General features: G+C 74.2%; 15 protein-coding genes. 1 reads left to right on the top strand and 14 read right to left on the bottom strand.

What is annotated here, in order from left to right:
- Positions 1 to 30 precede the first annotated feature (30 nt).
- From panC to ABLM29_RS14190, 3 genes are all read right to left on the bottom strand, one after another.
- Positions 31 to 738: a pantoate--beta-alanine ligase gene (panC, locus tag ABLM29_RS14200; RefSeq protein ID WP_349714770.1), complete on the bottom strand. Its 708-nt coding sequence runs from the start codon at positions 736 to 738 to the stop codon at positions 31 to 33.
- Positions 735 to 1,658, bottom strand: a complete 924-nt coding sequence (locus ABLM29_RS14195; protein WP_349714769.1) for a Rossmann-like and DUF2520 domain-containing protein — start codon at positions 1,656 to 1,658, stop codon at positions 735 to 737. Before ABLM29_RS14195 ends, panC begins: the two co-directional genes overlap by 4 nt.
- Before the next feature lie 145 nt (positions 1,659 to 1,803).
- Positions 1,804 to 3,009, bottom strand: a complete 1,206-nt coding sequence (locus ABLM29_RS14190) for a sulfotransferase family protein (protein ID WP_349714768.1) — start codon at positions 3,007 to 3,009, stop codon at positions 1,804 to 1,806.
- 60 nt (positions 3,010 to 3,069) lie between these two features.
- On the opposite strand from ABLM29_RS14190, the gene ABLM29_RS14185 reads away from it, so the two are divergent.
- Complete coding sequence (locus ABLM29_RS14185) at positions 3,070 to 4,182, top strand: glycosyltransferase family 2 protein (RefSeq protein WP_349714767.1); 1,113 nt, start codon at positions 3,070 to 3,072, stop codon at positions 4,180 to 4,182.
- 21 nt (positions 4,183 to 4,203) lie between these two features.
- On the opposite strand, the gene ABLM29_RS14180 is transcribed toward ABLM29_RS14185, so the two are convergent.
- The 11 genes from ABLM29_RS14180 to dacB form a co-directional block, all read right to left on the bottom strand.
- Positions 4,204 to 4,806, bottom strand: a complete 603-nt coding sequence (locus ABLM29_RS14180) for a hypothetical protein (protein WP_349714766.1) — start codon at positions 4,804 to 4,806, stop codon at positions 4,204 to 4,206.
- A 116-nt stretch (positions 4,807 to 4,922) separates the two neighbouring features.
- The gene (locus ABLM29_RS14175) at positions 4,923 to 5,411 is read right to left on the bottom strand and encodes a DUF3180 domain-containing protein (RefSeq protein ID WP_349714765.1); all 489 of its coding nucleotides are present in this window, start codon (positions 5,409 to 5,411) and stop codon (positions 4,923 to 4,925) included.
- Positions 5,408 to 5,977, bottom strand: coding sequence for a 2-amino-4-hydroxy-6-hydroxymethyldihydropteridine diphosphokinase (gene folK, locus ABLM29_RS14170; protein WP_349714764.1), 570 nt, complete (start codon positions 5,975 to 5,977; stop codon positions 5,408 to 5,410). The genes ABLM29_RS14175 and folK overlap by 4 nt, the downstream gene beginning before the upstream one ends.
- The gene (folB, locus tag ABLM29_RS14165) at positions 5,974 to 6,381 is read right to left on the bottom strand and encodes a dihydroneopterin aldolase (RefSeq protein WP_349714763.1); all 408 of its coding nucleotides are present in this window, start codon (positions 6,379 to 6,381) and stop codon (positions 5,974 to 5,976) included. The genes folK and folB overlap by 4 nt, the downstream gene beginning before the upstream one ends.
- A 35-nt stretch (positions 6,382 to 6,416) precedes the next feature.
- Complete coding sequence (folP, locus tag ABLM29_RS14160; RefSeq protein ID WP_349714762.1) at positions 6,417 to 7,262, bottom strand: dihydropteroate synthase; 846 nt, start codon at positions 7,260 to 7,262, stop codon at positions 6,417 to 6,419.
- 138 nt (positions 7,263 to 7,400) lie between these two features.
- Positions 7,401 to 8,000, bottom strand: coding sequence for a GTP cyclohydrolase I FolE (gene folE, locus ABLM29_RS14155; RefSeq protein ID WP_349714774.1), 600 nt, complete (start codon positions 7,998 to 8,000; stop codon positions 7,401 to 7,403).
- A 33-nt stretch (positions 8,001 to 8,033) separates the two neighbouring features.
- Positions 8,034 to 10,148 (bottom strand): ATP-dependent zinc metalloprotease FtsH, encoded by a 2,115-nt coding sequence (ftsH, locus tag ABLM29_RS14150; RefSeq protein ID WP_349714761.1) that lies wholly within the window; start codon positions 10,146 to 10,148, stop codon positions 8,034 to 8,036.
- An 85-nt stretch (positions 10,149 to 10,233) separates the two neighbouring features.
- Positions 10,234 to 10,785 (bottom strand): hypoxanthine phosphoribosyltransferase, encoded by a 552-nt coding sequence (hpt, locus tag ABLM29_RS14145; RefSeq protein WP_349714760.1) that lies wholly within the window; start codon positions 10,783 to 10,785, stop codon positions 10,234 to 10,236.
- 69 nt (positions 10,786 to 10,854) lie between these two features.
- Positions 10,855 to 11,901: a tRNA lysidine(34) synthetase TilS gene (tilS, locus tag ABLM29_RS14140; protein ID WP_349714759.1), complete on the bottom strand. Its 1,047-nt coding sequence runs from the start codon at positions 11,899 to 11,901 to the stop codon at positions 10,855 to 10,857.
- Positions 11,902 to 11,924: 23 nt separating this feature from the next.
- Positions 11,925 to 12,992 carry an Rv3626c family coenzyme F420 biosynthesis-associated protein gene (locus ABLM29_RS14135; RefSeq protein ID WP_349714758.1) on the bottom strand — a complete coding sequence of 356 codons (1,068 nt, stop codon included), beginning with the start codon at positions 12,990 to 12,992 and terminating at the stop codon, positions 11,925 to 11,927.
- Positions 12,993 to 13,050: 58 nt separating this feature from the next.
- On the bottom strand, positions 13,051 to 14,502 hold the full coding sequence (gene dacB, locus ABLM29_RS14130) for a D-alanyl-D-alanine carboxypeptidase/D-alanyl-D-alanine endopeptidase (RefSeq protein ID WP_349714757.1): 1,452 nt from the start codon (positions 14,500 to 14,502) through the stop codon (positions 13,051 to 13,053).
- Between the last annotated feature and the right edge of the window lie 157 nt (positions 14,503 to 14,659).

The raw sequence follows: 14,659 nt of genomic DNA, 5'->3' as shown, positions 1-14,659 counted from the left end.
ATGATGACGTTGGTCTGGTTCCGTCGCGCCTCACGGGCCTTCTGGGCGGTGGCGGCGGTGCCGTCGCGGGTGACCCGGTACAGCCCGCTGCGCGGCGCGCAGCGCCCCGCTCAGCGCGAGGGCGTGCTCCCGCTCGGCGGGCGAGAGGTAGCGGTTGCGGCTGGACATCGCGAGGCCGTCGACCTCGCGGCAGGTCTCGGCGCCGACCACCTCGACCCCGAGGCACAGGTCGGCGGTCATCTGCCGGATCAGCGCGAGCTGCTGGTAGTCCTTCTGCCCGAAGACGGCCATGTCGGGGCGGACCAGGCCGAAGAGCTTGGCCACGACGGTCAGCACGCCGGCGAAGTGGCCGGGCCGGGTGCGCCCCTCCAGCACGTCGCCCAGCGGGCCGGGATCGACGGTCACCTGCGGCTGCTCGGGCCAGGAGGGGTAGACCTCGGCGACGGCCGGGGCGAAGACGACGTCGACGCCCTCGCGGCCGCAGACCTCGAGGTCCGCCTCCAGCGTCCGCGGGTAGCGGTCCAGGTCCTCGCCGGCGCCGAACTGGAGCGGGTTGACGAAGATCGACACGACGACCGGCCCCGCGCCGACCCGGTCCCGGGCCTCCCGCATCAGGCTGGCGTGGCCCTCGTGGAGCGCGCCCATGGTGGGCACGAACCCGACCGGCCCGCGCTCCCGGGCGGCAGCCAGGAAGGCGGCCAGCTCCGCGCGGGTGCCGACCAGGTGCGGTGCGGTCATGCCGAGTCGCCCACCCGGGACCCGTGCGCGCCGGAGCCGCCGTCCACGCCGGCCTCGTCCAGCAGCCTGCTGAGCTTGACCGCGCGCAGCGGCATCAGCCGACCGTCGGCGGCGGCGCGGTCGAGCGTGGCGCGGGCCATCGCGACGTACGACGGCAGGGTGTGCGCGGCGTTCTCGGTCAGGTCGCGCAGGTGGGCCTCGACGGTGCCCACGTCGCCGCGGACGATCGGGCCGGTCAGCGCGGCGTCACCCTGGGCGAGCGCGTTGTCGAGGGCGGCGGTGAGCAACGGGCGCAGGGTGCCGGCGGGGTCGTCGGCGCCGGCGGCGCGCAGGATCTCCATCGCCTCGGTGACGAGGGTGACCAGGTGGTTCGCGCCGTGGGCCAGCCCCGCGTGGTAGAGCGTGCGCATCTCCTCGGGGACCCACATCACGCGGCCGCCGAGGGCGTCCACCAGGCGCTCGGCCATCAGCCGCTCGGAGCGGCCCGCGGTGACGCCGAAGACGCAGCCGGAGAGGCGGTCGAGGTCGACCTCGGTGCCGGTGAAGGTCATCGCGGGGTGCAGCGCGACCACCCGGGCGCCGAGGTCGGCGGCCGGGTCGAGGACGGCCAGGCCGTGGCGACCCGAGGTGTGCACGACGTACTGGCCCTCGCGCAGCGCGCCGCTGTCGGCGAGCACCCGCACGACGTTGGCCAGCATGTCGTCGGGGACGGTGAGCAGCAGCACGTCGCAGGAGCGCGCGACGGCGCTGGGCTTCTCGATCGGGACGCCCGGCAGCAGCGCCGCGGCGCGGGCCAGCGAGCGGTCGGAGGCACCCGCGGCGGCGACGACGTCGATGTCCGCGTGGGAGCGCAGGCGCGAGGCGAGGACGGCGCCGACGCGACCAGCGCCGACCACGCCCACCCGCAGGGGGGAAGTCATGGTGCGAACCTCTCGTTCCAGTCCCTCCGCTGTCCCGGGGTCGGGCCGGTTGGGTACCAGTCGATGCGTTCAGGTCACCGCGAGCGTACGCCCCCGGTGTCTGCTGAGGGAATCGCCATCCGGTGTGACGGACGCCACTTCGGCGTCAGTGCGCCCGGCGGCCGAACGTGCGGCGCAGCGCGCGTCGTACCGGCGACGGCACCGCGGCCCGGACCCGGTGCGGGACCACTCGGCGGAGGAGCGGCTCCGTCGCCGCCGCGGCCTCCGCGGCATCCACGGCCTCCACGGCTGCCCGCTCGTCGGCCGCGGCCCGGGCGGAGGCACGGGCGGCGGCACGGGCGGCGGCACGGGCGGCCGCCAGCTCCTCCAGCTCCCGGGCCATCTGGTCCCGGGCGTTCGCCGCACCCCGGTTGCGCGCCGCGATGGCGCTGGACCGGCTGATCGCGTCGGCCTCCTCGTAGAGGTCGGCGTAGGCGTCGCGGAGCTGGTCCAGGGTGGCGCGCGCCTCCGCGGTGTCACCGTCGTCGTCGGCCATGCCGTCCAACGCGCTCCAGGTCTCGGAGACCAGCTCGTGCAGGCGCCGCGGGAGCTCCAGGTCGTCGAGGCTCTGGTCGACCCGGCGCAGGCTCGGGTCGATGAACCCGTGCACCCGGCGCACGCCCGCCGGGTCGCTCTCGGAGAGTCCGCGGAGCCCGAGCCGTCGCCCGACGCTCGTCGTGGTCCGCGCCCAGTCGGTCAGGAGGTCCTCGTAGCGCACGAAGACCCGGCCGGCCCCCGCGCCGCCCTCCGGCGCCGTGCCACGGGTGGCCCGCTCGGTGTGGAGCAGCATGTTCAACCAGCTCGCCGCCAGGTGCGGGGCGTGCTTGCCGCCGTAGTACCTCTGCCGGGAGCCGACCACCTCGGCCGGGGTCCGCAGCATGGTGGCGAAGACCGGTGTGGCCCCGGTCCGCGTCGCGGCGATCCGCCACAGGCTGAGGAACCAGCTGAGCCGCGGGTCCTTGATCACCAGTTCCCGGTGCTCCTCGAAGTGGGTCTCCAGCCACGTCGCGGCGCGGGTCCGCGCGCCCTCCTTCGAGCAGATCCTCTCGGTGTCGAGCCAGGCCGACGGCCGGCCGTCGCTGACCTGGACGTTGGCGCGCGCCAGCCACGCGTCGTGGACGTCGACCACCCACTGCGGCTCGCTGAACCCGAGGGGGTTCGTGTCGTCCGCCGGCACCTCGGGGAGCGGGACGTGCAGGCCGAGACGGCTCGCGATGCCCGCGAGCGTGCTGGTGCCGCTCCGGCCGGCCCCCGCGATGAACAGGACCTTGCGAGCGGGGTCCGCCGGGTCGGGCTGCTCGGTGGTGGTCACAGGCGGAAACTACCGCGTCAAGGCGCCGGGCCCCGATGGCCCGCATGGCATCCTGTGCCCGTGCGTGTGTTCCGGCGGCCGCCGCTGCTCTCCGTGGTGGTCCCCGCGTACGGCGTCGAGGAGTGGCTTCCCGAGTGCCTCGCGTCGCTGGTCGGTCAGACCTTCCGGCGCTGGGAGGCGATCGTCGTCGACGACGGCTCCACGGACCGGTCGGGCGCGATCGCGGACGAGTGGGCCGCGCGGGACGCCCGGATCAGCGTGGTCCACACCCCGAACCGCGGCCTCAGCGTGGCCCGCAACCACGGCGCGACCCGCGCGAGGGGCGAGTACCTGGCGTTCCTCGACTCCGACGACGCCCTCCCGCCCGACGCCTACGAGCTCCTCGTCGGGTCGCTGGCCCGCACCGGCTCGGACTTCGCCGCGGGGTCGATGGCCCGCTGGGAGGGGGGCGGGCTCACCGAGCCGCGCTGGATGCGCCGGACGCACCGACCCGCCGAGGGCATCCGGATCGAGGACCGGCCCGAGCTGCTCGGCGACGTGTTCGCGTGGAACAAGGTGTGGCGTCGGTCCTTCTGGGAGTCCGCCGGGCTCACCTGGCCGGTGGGCCTGCGCTACGAGGACCAGCCGACGCTGACCCGCTCCTTCCTCCGCGGGCGGTTCGACGTCCTCGACCCCGTCGTCTACCACTGGCGGATCCGCTCCGACGGGTCCTCCGTCACCCAGCAGCGCGGCACCGTCCGGGACCTGCGCGACCGCTGGACCACCAAGCGGATGTCGCTCGACGAGGTGCGGGAGCACGGCTCGGCCGAGGTCGAGGAGGTCTTCCGGAGGCGGGTACTGCCGGGCGACATGGGGCGCTACTTCGAGGCGATCCCCGGCTGCGACGACGCCTGGTGGCGGCTGCTGCACGAGGGCGTCGCCGAGTTCTGGGGCGAGCGGTCGCTCACCGAGAGCGACATGCTGCCGACCCAGCGCCTGACCGGGTGGCTGGTGGAGCAGGATCGGCGCGCCGACGCCACCGCGCTCGTCACCTGGCTGGACGCGCTCCCCGGCCGACCGCCGCGGGAGTTCGACCCGGTCACGGGCGAGGCCCGCCTGGCGATCCCGGCCGACGTACTGGCGCCCGGGACGATCGCACCGCGCGCGCTGCACGTGCGCCCCGACGAGGTCTGACCCCGGTCGGGGCGGCGCTTCTCAGGCGGAGCGGTTGACCTTGCCGCCGCGCCAGGCGGCGAGCTCGCCGCGCAGGCCCTCGACCTCGGACTCGAGCTCGGCGACCCGGACGACGGCCTGGGCGGCGCGCTCCTCGGCCTCGGCGAGCCGGGCGGCCAGCGAGGACGACTCGTTCTCGGCGGTCATCGCGCGCTCGGCAGCCGCGGCGACGCGCTCGGAGGCGTCGGCCAGCCGGCGGCGCGCGTCGACCAGCTCGGCAGCGGCACCGGAGAGGCGCTTCTCCAGCCGGGTCACGGCAGCCTCGCGCTGGGCCACCTTCGCCTGCATGCCCGCGACGAACTCGAGGTTCTCCTGCGCCCGCTCGTCCGCGAGGCGGCGGTAGGCCTGCGCCTGGGTCGCGCGGTCCAGCGCGGCGTCGCGGCGCGTCGCGAGGAGCTCGGAGTGGGTGATCTTGGTGGCGGCGGCGCCGAGCACCACGGCGCCGGCCGCGGCCGCTGCCAGTGCCACCCAGGAACCGGACACCGCGGTGCCCGCCACTGCTGCGGCGGCCACCAGGAGGAGGACCACGGCGGCGGCGACCCGGGCCGACCGCTGGCGACGACGGGAACCGACAGAGGTAGTCATGCTCGCACCGTAAGCGGAGTTCGGTCGGGGGCGCCGCAGACTCGCCGCACTGGTCCAGAGATTAGTTGTCACCGCAGGTGGGGTGCGGGACAATACCGCGCGGTCAATCGTTCCCGTCAGTCATCCTGGGAGCGGACCCGGCAGGCCCGCTCCAGCAGGACGGCGGCCACCGACGCGAGAAAGCCGCAGGCCGCGGCCACCACCGAGCGCACCAGGCGCTCATCGGCCCACTCGGCCGGATCGCCCAGCCAGGTCAGCGCGTAGCCGAGGTAGCCCGCCCCGATGAAGGCGCCCACGATGGCCGAGGCGCGCGCGAGGAGCAGCCGGTTGACGGCCTGGTGCGGCAGGAGCCGCTCCCGCCGTACGTGCACCGCACGGTGCGTGGCCCAGGCGGTGTAGCCGAGGATCGCCGCGAGCAGCAGCAGGGCCAGCGGCTGCGCCCACGAGACGAGCGGCGGTACGACGCCCAGCCGCTCGAGCACGACGCGGAACGCCCAGCCGGCGGCCAGGCCGGCGGCCGCCCAGCCGAGCAGGGTCGGCACGGACGTCGGCGGGATCGCCCCCGGGCCGGGGCCCGGCTCGTCCTCCTGACCCTCAGGGGTCACTCGAACTCGAGCGCCAGGTCGTCGCGCCGGGTGATGCCCTCGGTGCCGATCTTGGCCAGCAGGTCGGCGACCGGGCCGTGGTCGAGCAGGAGGGCGTCGGGCTCGAGGTCGAGCCAGGGCTGGAGCACGAAGGCGCGCTCCGCGGCGCGCGGGTGCGGCAGGATCAGCGACGGCTTGTCACTGCGGCGGTCGCCGACGACGATCAGGTCCACGTCGAGGGTCCGCGGGGCGTTCTGCTCCTCGCCGCGCATCCGGTCGAAGGCGTCCTCGACGGCGAGCGCCCGGTCGAGCAGTCGGCTCGCGGACAGCGTCGTGTCGGCCAGCAGCACGGCGTTCAGGAAGGTGCCGGCACCGGCCGGGGAGTCCACCGGCTGGGTCTCGTAGACCGGGGAGACCGACGTCAGCCAGACGTCGGGGGTGTCCGCGAGCGCCTCCACGGCGCCCTGCAGGTTGCCGAAGCGGTCCCCGAGGTTGGACCCGAGCGCGATCACCACCCGCCGGATCGGCCTCATCTCGCCGGTCAGCGTGTCGGCGTCGATGATGTTCGGATTCGGGGTCTCGGTCATCGGTGGCCCTCTCCCTTTCCGCGTGCGCTCGCGTCTCGTGTTCGGGTGATGCAGAGTGTGACGTCGCCGAAAGGGTTCTCGATCGGAGCATCAGGCTTGTGCACGGTCACCCGCGCCCATTCAACACGGGTGTCCAAGAGGCACACCTCGGCGATCCGCGCGGCCAGTGTCTCGATCAGATCCACCGGGTCGCGGCCCACCGCGGCGGCCACTTCGGCGACGAGGCTTCCGTAATCGACGGTGTCGCGCAAGTCGTCCGAGGCCGCCGCTGGACGGGTGTCCACCGCGAGCGTGAGATCGACGACGAAGCGCTGGCCCTCGCGGCGCTCGTGCTCGAACACCCCGTGGTGACCCCAGCACTCGATGCCGGTGACCGACAGCTCGTCGAGGGGGCGGGACGTCATGGCCCGAAGCCTCCCATCCACCGCCCCCGGCGTGGTCACCGGGTCCGCTGGCCGGACCTCCAGTGGGCCGCCACCCGGACCGCGTCGGCGTGGCCCCGCACGTCGTGGACCCGCACGCACCACACCGGAGCGCCGCCCGCGCCGGCGGCCAGCATGGTGGTCAGCGCCAGCCCGGCGGCCTCCCGCTCGTCGACCGGCCGTGGCGTGCCGTCGGGGCCGGCCAGCAGCCGCCCCAGGAACGTCTTCCTGCTGGCCCCGACCAGCAGCGGGAAACCGAGGTCGGCCAGCCGGTCCAGGCGGCGCAGCAGCTCCCAGTTGTGCTCGGGGCCCTTGGCGAAGCCCAGGCCGGGGTCGAGCACGATCCGGTCCTCGGCCACGCCCGCGGCGCGGATCGCGGCCACCCGGTCGGCCAGCTCGGCACGGACCGCCTCCACGACACCGCCCGGGCCGTCGTACTGGGCGAAGTCCTGCATCCGGTCGCTGTGCGCGCGCCAGTGCATCGCCACGTAGGTGGCCCCCGCGGCCGCGGCGACGTCCAGGATCGCGGGGTCGGCCAGCCCGCCGGAGACGTCGTTGACGATCGTCGCCCCGGCCCCGAGCGCGGCCGCGGCCACCTCGGCGCGCATGGTGTCGACCGAGACGGTCGCCCCGGCGTCGGCCAGCGCGGCGATCACCGGGACCACCCGGTCCAGCTCCTCGCCGACGAGCGGGCGCGTGGCCCCGGGCCGGGTCGACTCACCGCCGACGTCGAGGATGTCCGCGCCGTCGGCGAGCAGCCGCTTCCCGTGCGCGACGGCGCGGTCGACGTCGTCGTACCGGCCCCCGTCGGAGAAGGAGTCGGGGGTGACGTTGACGATCCCCATCACCGACGGCGCGCTCATGGCAGGAGGCTATCCACCGCCACCGGCGAACTGCCGGTTTCCGCCCCTCGACCTGCCGGTCCCTGACCAACCAACGGCCGGTTTCCACACCTCCGGACGAAGACCGGCAGGTCGGGGGTCAGGGACCGGCAGGTCGGGCTAGGAGCGGGGGCTGTGGATCAGCGCCATCGCCTCGGCGCGGGTGGCGGGGTCGCGCATCTGGCCGCGGACGGCGGAGGTCAGCGTCCGCGCGCCCGCCTTGCGGACCCCGCGCATCGTCATGCACAGGTGCTCGGCCTCGATCACCACGATCACGCCGCGCGCCTCGAGGATCTCCACCAGGGCGTCGGCGACCTGCGTGGTCAGCCGCTCCTGGACCTGCGGGCGCTTGGCGTAGACGTCGACCAGGCGGGCCAGCTTGGACAGCCCCGTGATCTTGCCGGACTCGGCCGGGATGTAGCCCACGTGGGCGACGCCCGTGAACGGCACCAGGTGGTGCTCGCACATCGACCACAGCTCGATGTCGCGGACCAGCACCATCTCGTCGTGGCCGAGGTCGAAGGTGGTGGTGAGGACGTCCTCGGGGTCCATCCGCAGGCCGGCGGTGAGCTCGGCGTACGCGCGGGCGACCCGGGCCGGGGTCTCCAGCAGGCCCTCCCGGTCGGGGTCCTCACCGATCGCGGCGAGGAGCTCGCGCACGGCGGCCTCGGCCCGGTCCTGGTCGAACGCCGCGACGTCGGTGCCGCGGCGCTGGGGCATGGCGATGGGGTCGGTCAATGCATCCGTCTCTGGTCAGGACGCCGACGGCGGTGTCGGGTCGCTCGGCGGCACCGGCGGCATGCCCCCCAGCACGTCGCCGCCGGGGCCCGGAGGGGTGAGCACCTGGCCCGCTTCGGCGACCGGCTTGGTGCCGTTCTGGGCCCGGCGGCGGATCTCCTCGGGGATCTCCACCGGCGGGATCGCCGACGGCACGCGGGTCGGGGAGCCGGTCCAGGCCGGGCGCTCCGGGCGCAGGCGCAGCGGCTCGAAGATCGAGGCCACCTCCGCCTTGTCCAGCGTCTCCCTGTCCAGGAGCGCGAGGACCAGGGCGTCGAGGACGTCCCGGTTCTCCTCCAGGATGTCGAAGGCCTCCTGGTGGGCGTGGGCCAGCAGCAGCTTGGTCTCCTCGTCGACCATCGCGGCGACGTCCTCGGAGTAGTTGCGGGAATGGCCCAGGTCGCGGCCCAGGAACGGCTCGGAGTTCGACTCGCCCAGCTTGATCGCGCCCAGGCGCTCGGTCATGCCGAACTGGGTGACCATCGCGCGGGCCACGTTGGTGGCCTTCTCGATGTCGTTGCCGGCGCCGGTGGTCGGGTCGTGGAAGACCATCTCCTCCGCGGCGCGGCCGCCCAGCATGTACGCGAGCTTGTCGAGCATCTCGCTGCGGGTCTGGGAGTACTTGTCCTCGTCGGGCAGCACCATCGTGTAGCCCAGCGCCCGGCCGCGCGGCAGGATCGTGATCTTGTGGACCGGGTCGGTGCCCGGCAGCGCCGCCGCGACGAGGGCGTGGCCGCCCTCGTGGTAGGCGGTGATCAGCTTCTCCTTCTCCGTCATCAGACGGGTACGCCGCTGCGGGCCCGCGATCACGCGGTCGATCGCCTCGTCGAGCAGGCCGGCGGTGATCACCTTCTGGTTGCTGCGCGCGGTGAGCAGCGCAGCCTCGTTGAGCACGTTGGCCAGGTCCGCGCCGCTGAACCCGGGGGTCCGGCGGGCGACCGACATCAGGTCGACCTCGGTCGCGATCGGCTTGCCGCGGGAGTGGACCTCCAGGATCCGCTTGCGGCCGGACAGGTCCGGCGCGTCGACCTGGATCTGGCGGTCGAAGCGGCCCGGGCGCAGCAGCGCCGGGTCGAGCACGTCGGGACGGTTGGTGGCAGCGATCAGGATGACCCCGCCGCGCACGTCGAAGCCGTCCATCTCGACCAGCAGCTGGTTCAGGGTCTGCTCGCGCTCGTCGTGACCGCCGCCCATGCCGGCGCCGCGGTGGCGGCCGACGGCGTCGATCTCGTCGATGAAGACGATCGCCGGGGCGTTCTCCTTGGCCTGCTCGAACAGGTCGCGGACCCGGGAGGCGCCGACGCCGACGAACATCTCGACGAAGTCCGAGCCGGAGATCGAGTAGAAGGGGACGCCCGCCTCGCCGGCCACGGCCCGCGCCAGCAGGGTCTTGCCGGTGCCCGGCGGGCCGTACAGCAGCACACCCTTGGGGATCTTGGCGCCGACGGCCTGGAACTTGGCGGGCTCGGAGAGGAACTCCTTGATCTCGCCGAGCTCCTCGATCGCCTCGTCGCAGCCGGCGACGTCGGCGAAGGTCGACTTGGGCATGTCCTTGGAGATCAGCTTCGCCTTGGACTTGCCGAACTGCATCACGCCGCGGCCGCCGCCCTGCACGTTGTTCATCAGGAAGATGAAGAGCAGGATGATCAGCGCGAACGGCAGCAGGGTGGCCAGGATCGAGCCGAGCAGGCTGGGCTGCGGGTTCTCCGAGTTGAACTTCTCGATGGTGCCGTCGGCGTACTGCTTGTCGACCTGGTCGAGCAGGCGCTCCTGCTGGCCCTGGATGTAGTACGTCGACACCTGGTCGCCGGCGTCACGGGTGCCGTCGTCGAGGGTGGCCTCGATCTTCTGGTCACCGTCGATGAAGGTGATCTCCTTGACCTCGCCCTTGGTGATGTAGGACGACATCTGGGAGGTCGAGACCTCGTCGTACCCCCCACCGGGCGCGAGGAACTCCAGGGCGAGGAGAACGGCCAGCACCGCCACCACGATCCACAGCCAGGGTCCCCTGAACACGCGCTTCACAGACTTTCCGCTCCCGCCGACGACACATTGGTCCCGATGACGGTACACGCCACCGGGGCTCTCCATTGTTCCCGGTCCATGGTGACCGGGTACTGCGAAAACGCGCCGGGTTCGCCCAGGGTTCCGGTGCGGGGCCCGTTACCTCAGGTGATCAGGAGTACACGTGGGGCGCGAGGGTGCCGATGTCACGCATGTTGCGGTAGCGCTCGCGGTAGTCGAGGCCGTAGCCGACCACGAACTCGTTGGGGATGTCCCAGCCGACGTACTTGGCCTGGACCGCCATGGTCAGCGCCTCCGGCTTGCGGAGCAGGGTGAGGATCTCGACGCTCGCCGGGTTGCGCGAGGCCAGGTTCTTGGTGAGCCACGACAGGGTCAGCCCGGTGTCGATGATCTCGTCGACGATCAGCACGTGCCGGCCGGCGATGTCGGCGTCGAGGTCCTTGAGGATCCGCACCACGCCCGAGGACTTCGTGCCCGAGCCGTAGGAGGAGACGGCCATCCAGTCCATCTCGACGTGGCGGTTCAGCGACCGGGCCAGGTCCGCCATCACCATCACCGCGCCGCGCAGCACGCCGACGATCACCAGGTCCTTGCCCGCGTAGTCGCGCTCGACCTCCCCGGCCATCTCCGCCAGCCGATCCTGGATCTGCTTCTCAGTGAAGAGAATGTCGGTGAGGTCCTTCTCGACGTGCGAGGAATCCATGGGGGCAATCGTGGCACACCCACTGGGCCCGCACCGGATCGCCGACGCCTCGCCGCGGGGTGCTCCGGGTCACGTGCCGGCGTCGTCCCCGGACCGGCCCGCGGTCCCGTCCCCGGGCCCACCGACGACGCCGGTACGACGGAAGCGGACCGCCCCGCCGGCGCGGACCGCGCTGAGGTGGCCGGGCAGCTGCACCTCACCCGAGATCGCGGCGGTCGCGAGGTCGAGCAGCGCGGTGACGTGGACGTGGAACAGCTCGCCGTCGATCGCCCCGGCCTCGACCGCGGCGCGGCGCAGCACGCGGGTGGCGACGGCGCGGTGCTCGGCCCGCAGCCCCGGCACCGGGAGGGCCAGCTCGTCCGCCTCGTCCCCGGCCTCGCGCAGCCGGGCGAACGCGGCGTCGGCGAGGGCGTCCAGCGCCTCGACGTCGTCGCGGACCTGGTCGGCGGTGCGGGCCAGGGTCGCCGCGACGCCCGGACCGAGCTCCTCCTCCAGCACCGGCAGCACCCGCTGCCGGACCCGGACCCGGGTGTAGCCGGGGTCGCTGTTGTGGGGGTCGTCCCAGAACCGGATGCCCTCGACGTGGCAGGCGGTGACGGTGTCGTCGCGGGCCACGTCGAGCAGCGGCCGCCGGTAGTGGTCGAACCCGCGCCGCATCCCGGCCAGCGACCGCGCGCCCGAGCCGCGGGTCAGGCCCAGCAGCACCGTCTCGGCCTGGTCGTCCCGGGTGTGGCCGAGCAGCACCAGCGCCGCGCCGAAGTGCTCGCGCATCTGCTCGAGCACCGCGTAGCGGGCGCGCCGCGCGGCGGCCTCCGGGCCGATCCCGGCGGGGTCCACCTGCACCCGGGCCGCGGCGGTCTCGTCGACCCCGAGGCCGGCCATCTGCACCACCACGGCGTCGGCGTGGGCCGCCGAGCCCTCCTGCAGGCCGTGGTCGACCGTCGCCCCGACCACCCGCACCCTGCGCTTGCGGGCCTCGAACAGGGTCGCCGAGAGGAGCGCGAGCGAGTCGGGGCCGCCGGAGCAGGCGACCAGGACGGTCTCCCCCGCGCCCAGCTCCTCCAGGCTGCGCCGCACGCCGCGGCGCACCGCGGCGAGCGACGGGTGCAACGCCATCGGGGCGCGTCCCGCGCCCGGGCTCAGCCGAGGACCCGGCGCACCCAGGCGTCGGGGTCGGCGAGCTCGTCCTTGCCGGGCAGGTGCTCCGGCGACTCCCAGACGGCGTTGAACTCGGTCATGCCGACCTTGTCCACCACGGCGCGGACGAACCCGGCGCCGTCGCGGTACTGGGCCATCTTCGCCTCGAGGCCGAGCAGGCGGCGCAGCATCCGGTCCAGCGTGCCCACGCCCTGGCGGCGCTTGGTGAACTTGCGGCGGATCTCGGCGACCGACGGGATCACGGTCGGGCCCACGTCGTCCATCACCACGTCCGCGTGGCCCTCCAGCAGCGACATCATGCCGGTCACCCGGTCCAGGACGACCCGCTGCTCGGGGGTGCTGAACATCTCCACGATGCTGCCGCCGTTGCGGCCCGCGGCCATCGCCTCGCGGACCCGCTCCAGGCCGCCCTCGAGGAACGACGCGGGCTCGACGGTGTCGCTGATCTCCTGGATCGTCGACTGCAGGTGCTCGCGCATCCAGGGCACCGCGGTGAACTGCACCCGGTGCGTCTCCTCGTGGAGGCAGACCCAGAGCCGGAAGTCGTCGGGGTCGACGCCGAGCTCGCGCTCGACGTGGACGATGTTGGGGGCCACCAGCAGCAGCCGGCCGTGCGGCGCGGTCTCCGGCTGGCCGAACGGGTCGAACTGGCCGAGCACCTTGCCGGCCAGGAAGCCGAGCAGCCCGCCGACCTCGGCGCCGGTCACCTTCGAGCCGATCGTGCGGCCCATGCCGCTGGGCGTGTTGGCCGCGATCTTGTCGACCAGCGGCCGGGTGGCGACCGCGAAGCCCTCGGCGTTGGCCCGCACCCAGCCGGAGCGGTCCACGACCAGCACCGGGGCCGTGTCGTCGGGGGCGTCCAGGCCGGTGAACTCGCGGACCAGTCCGGTCGAGCGGCGGGCGCCGGCGCGCAGCTCCGCGACCGCGCGGTCCGCCTCCTCCCGGGTGACCTGCGGGCCCTCGCCGGCCAGCCGGGTGCCGAGCGCGACGGCGACCTTCCAGTCGATCATCGCGGGCACGCTGGCGGAGACGGTGGCGGGCACGCTCATGGGTGAAGCCTAGGGTGTGCCACCCAGCCGGGCCGGTTGATCGCGACCCGCGCGCGACTCACGCGGCGCAGCGGCAGGCGCCGAGCGCGGCGGCGGCGTTGTCCATCGCCACCCGCGCCAGCAGGTCCTTCTCCTTCGGCACCCGGTCGGCCATCAGCGCGAAGACCATCAGGTCGCCGTTGCGGTCCACCGCGATCCCGGCCAGCGAGGTGACCCCGGTCAGCGTGCCGGTCTTGGCGCGGACCCGGCCCAGCCCGTCGGGGTCGGCGCGGTCCATGCGGTCGGTCAGCGAGCCGGTGTAGCCGGCCACCGGCAGGCCCGAGAGCACCGGCCACAGGTCCGGCTGGTCGTCGCGGCCGGCGAGCCGCAGCACCCCGAGCAGCGTCATCGGCGACATCCGGTTCTGCCGGGAGAGCCCGCTGCCGTCGTACAGGACCGTGCCGGCGAGCGGTACGTCGTGGGCGCGCAGCAGGCCGGAGACGCCGGCCCGGCCGCCGTCGAAGGAGCCCTCGCCGCCCTCGGCGAGGCCGACGTGGCGCAGCAGCACCTCGGCCGCCTCGTTGTCGCTGACCTCGAGCACCCGGGCCACGACCTGGGCCAGCGGGGCACCGGAGACGGCGGCGACGCGGCGGGCGCCCCGCGGCGCGGCCTGCGCCGCGGGGGTGCCGGCGACCTTGATCCCCCGCTCGCGCAGGGCGGCGGCGAAGACCTCGGCGGCACGCGCGGACGGGTCGGCGACCCGGCCGTAGCCGGAGGGTCCGCGGCCCTCGTCGACCCAGAGCGCGGTGATCGGGGCGACGATCCCGTCGGGGAGGTAGTCCGGCTCCCAGGTCGGGTTCTCGGCCGGCCCGGAGAAGAGGGTGTCGTCGTACGCGAGCCGGACCCTGGCGACGCCGTCGCGGTCGAGGCGCCGCGCGGTGCGCGCCGCGAGGGTGGCCAGGTCGGCCTTCTCGGGGGTGACCGTCGCCGACACCGTGGCGGTCGTCGCGGGCACCGGCGCGGCCGTCAGGAACGGGTCGCCGCCGCCGACGAGGGTCAGGGTGGGGACGCCACCGCCGTTGCCGCCGTCGCCGCCGGAGCGCACGGTGCGGGTGGTGAAGGTGTGGTCGGCGCCGAGCGCCAGCAGGGCCGCGGCGGAGGTCACCACCTTGGTGGTGGAGGCGGGGATCGCGACGTCCTTGCGGCCGCCGCTGCGGTAGGCGACGCCGGTGCCGTCCATCGGCCCGACGGCGGCCAGCACGTGGCGACCGAGATCCTGGTTCGCGAGCGGGCGCCGTACGGCGTCGGCGATCGCGGCGCGGCTCAGCTCCGCCGCGGCGTCGGCCGGCGGGGCCAGCGCGGCCGGGACCGCGACCTCGGGCAGGTCGACCTCCGGCGGCGGGGCGACGGCGGCCGGGTCGGTGCTCGCCGCGGTCTCGTCGGCGGTCCACTCGTGCCAGGCGTCCTCGGCCCAGCCGGTGCGCCAGGCGGCCACGCCACCGCCCGCGACGGCGGCGACCAGGAGCAGCACGAGAAGGGTGCGCAGGGGTCGCCGGCGGGGCTCCCCACGTCGACGTGACACTGGCCCACCCCTTGAGAAGACCGCCTCGATAGCGATGTCTGGCCCATTGTGCGCGACAATGGCCGCGCCCCGCGCAGGTGGGTGCCCGCTGATCTTGAGTGTGTGG

The organism is Nocardioides sp. YIM 152588 (genome assembly GCF_040191335.1).
GTDB lineage: Bacteria > Actinomycetota > Actinomycetes > Propionibacteriales > Nocardioidaceae > Nocardioides.
Note: the sequence above shows the minus strand (reverse complement) of the source record. Positions and strands in the feature narration are given on the sequence as shown.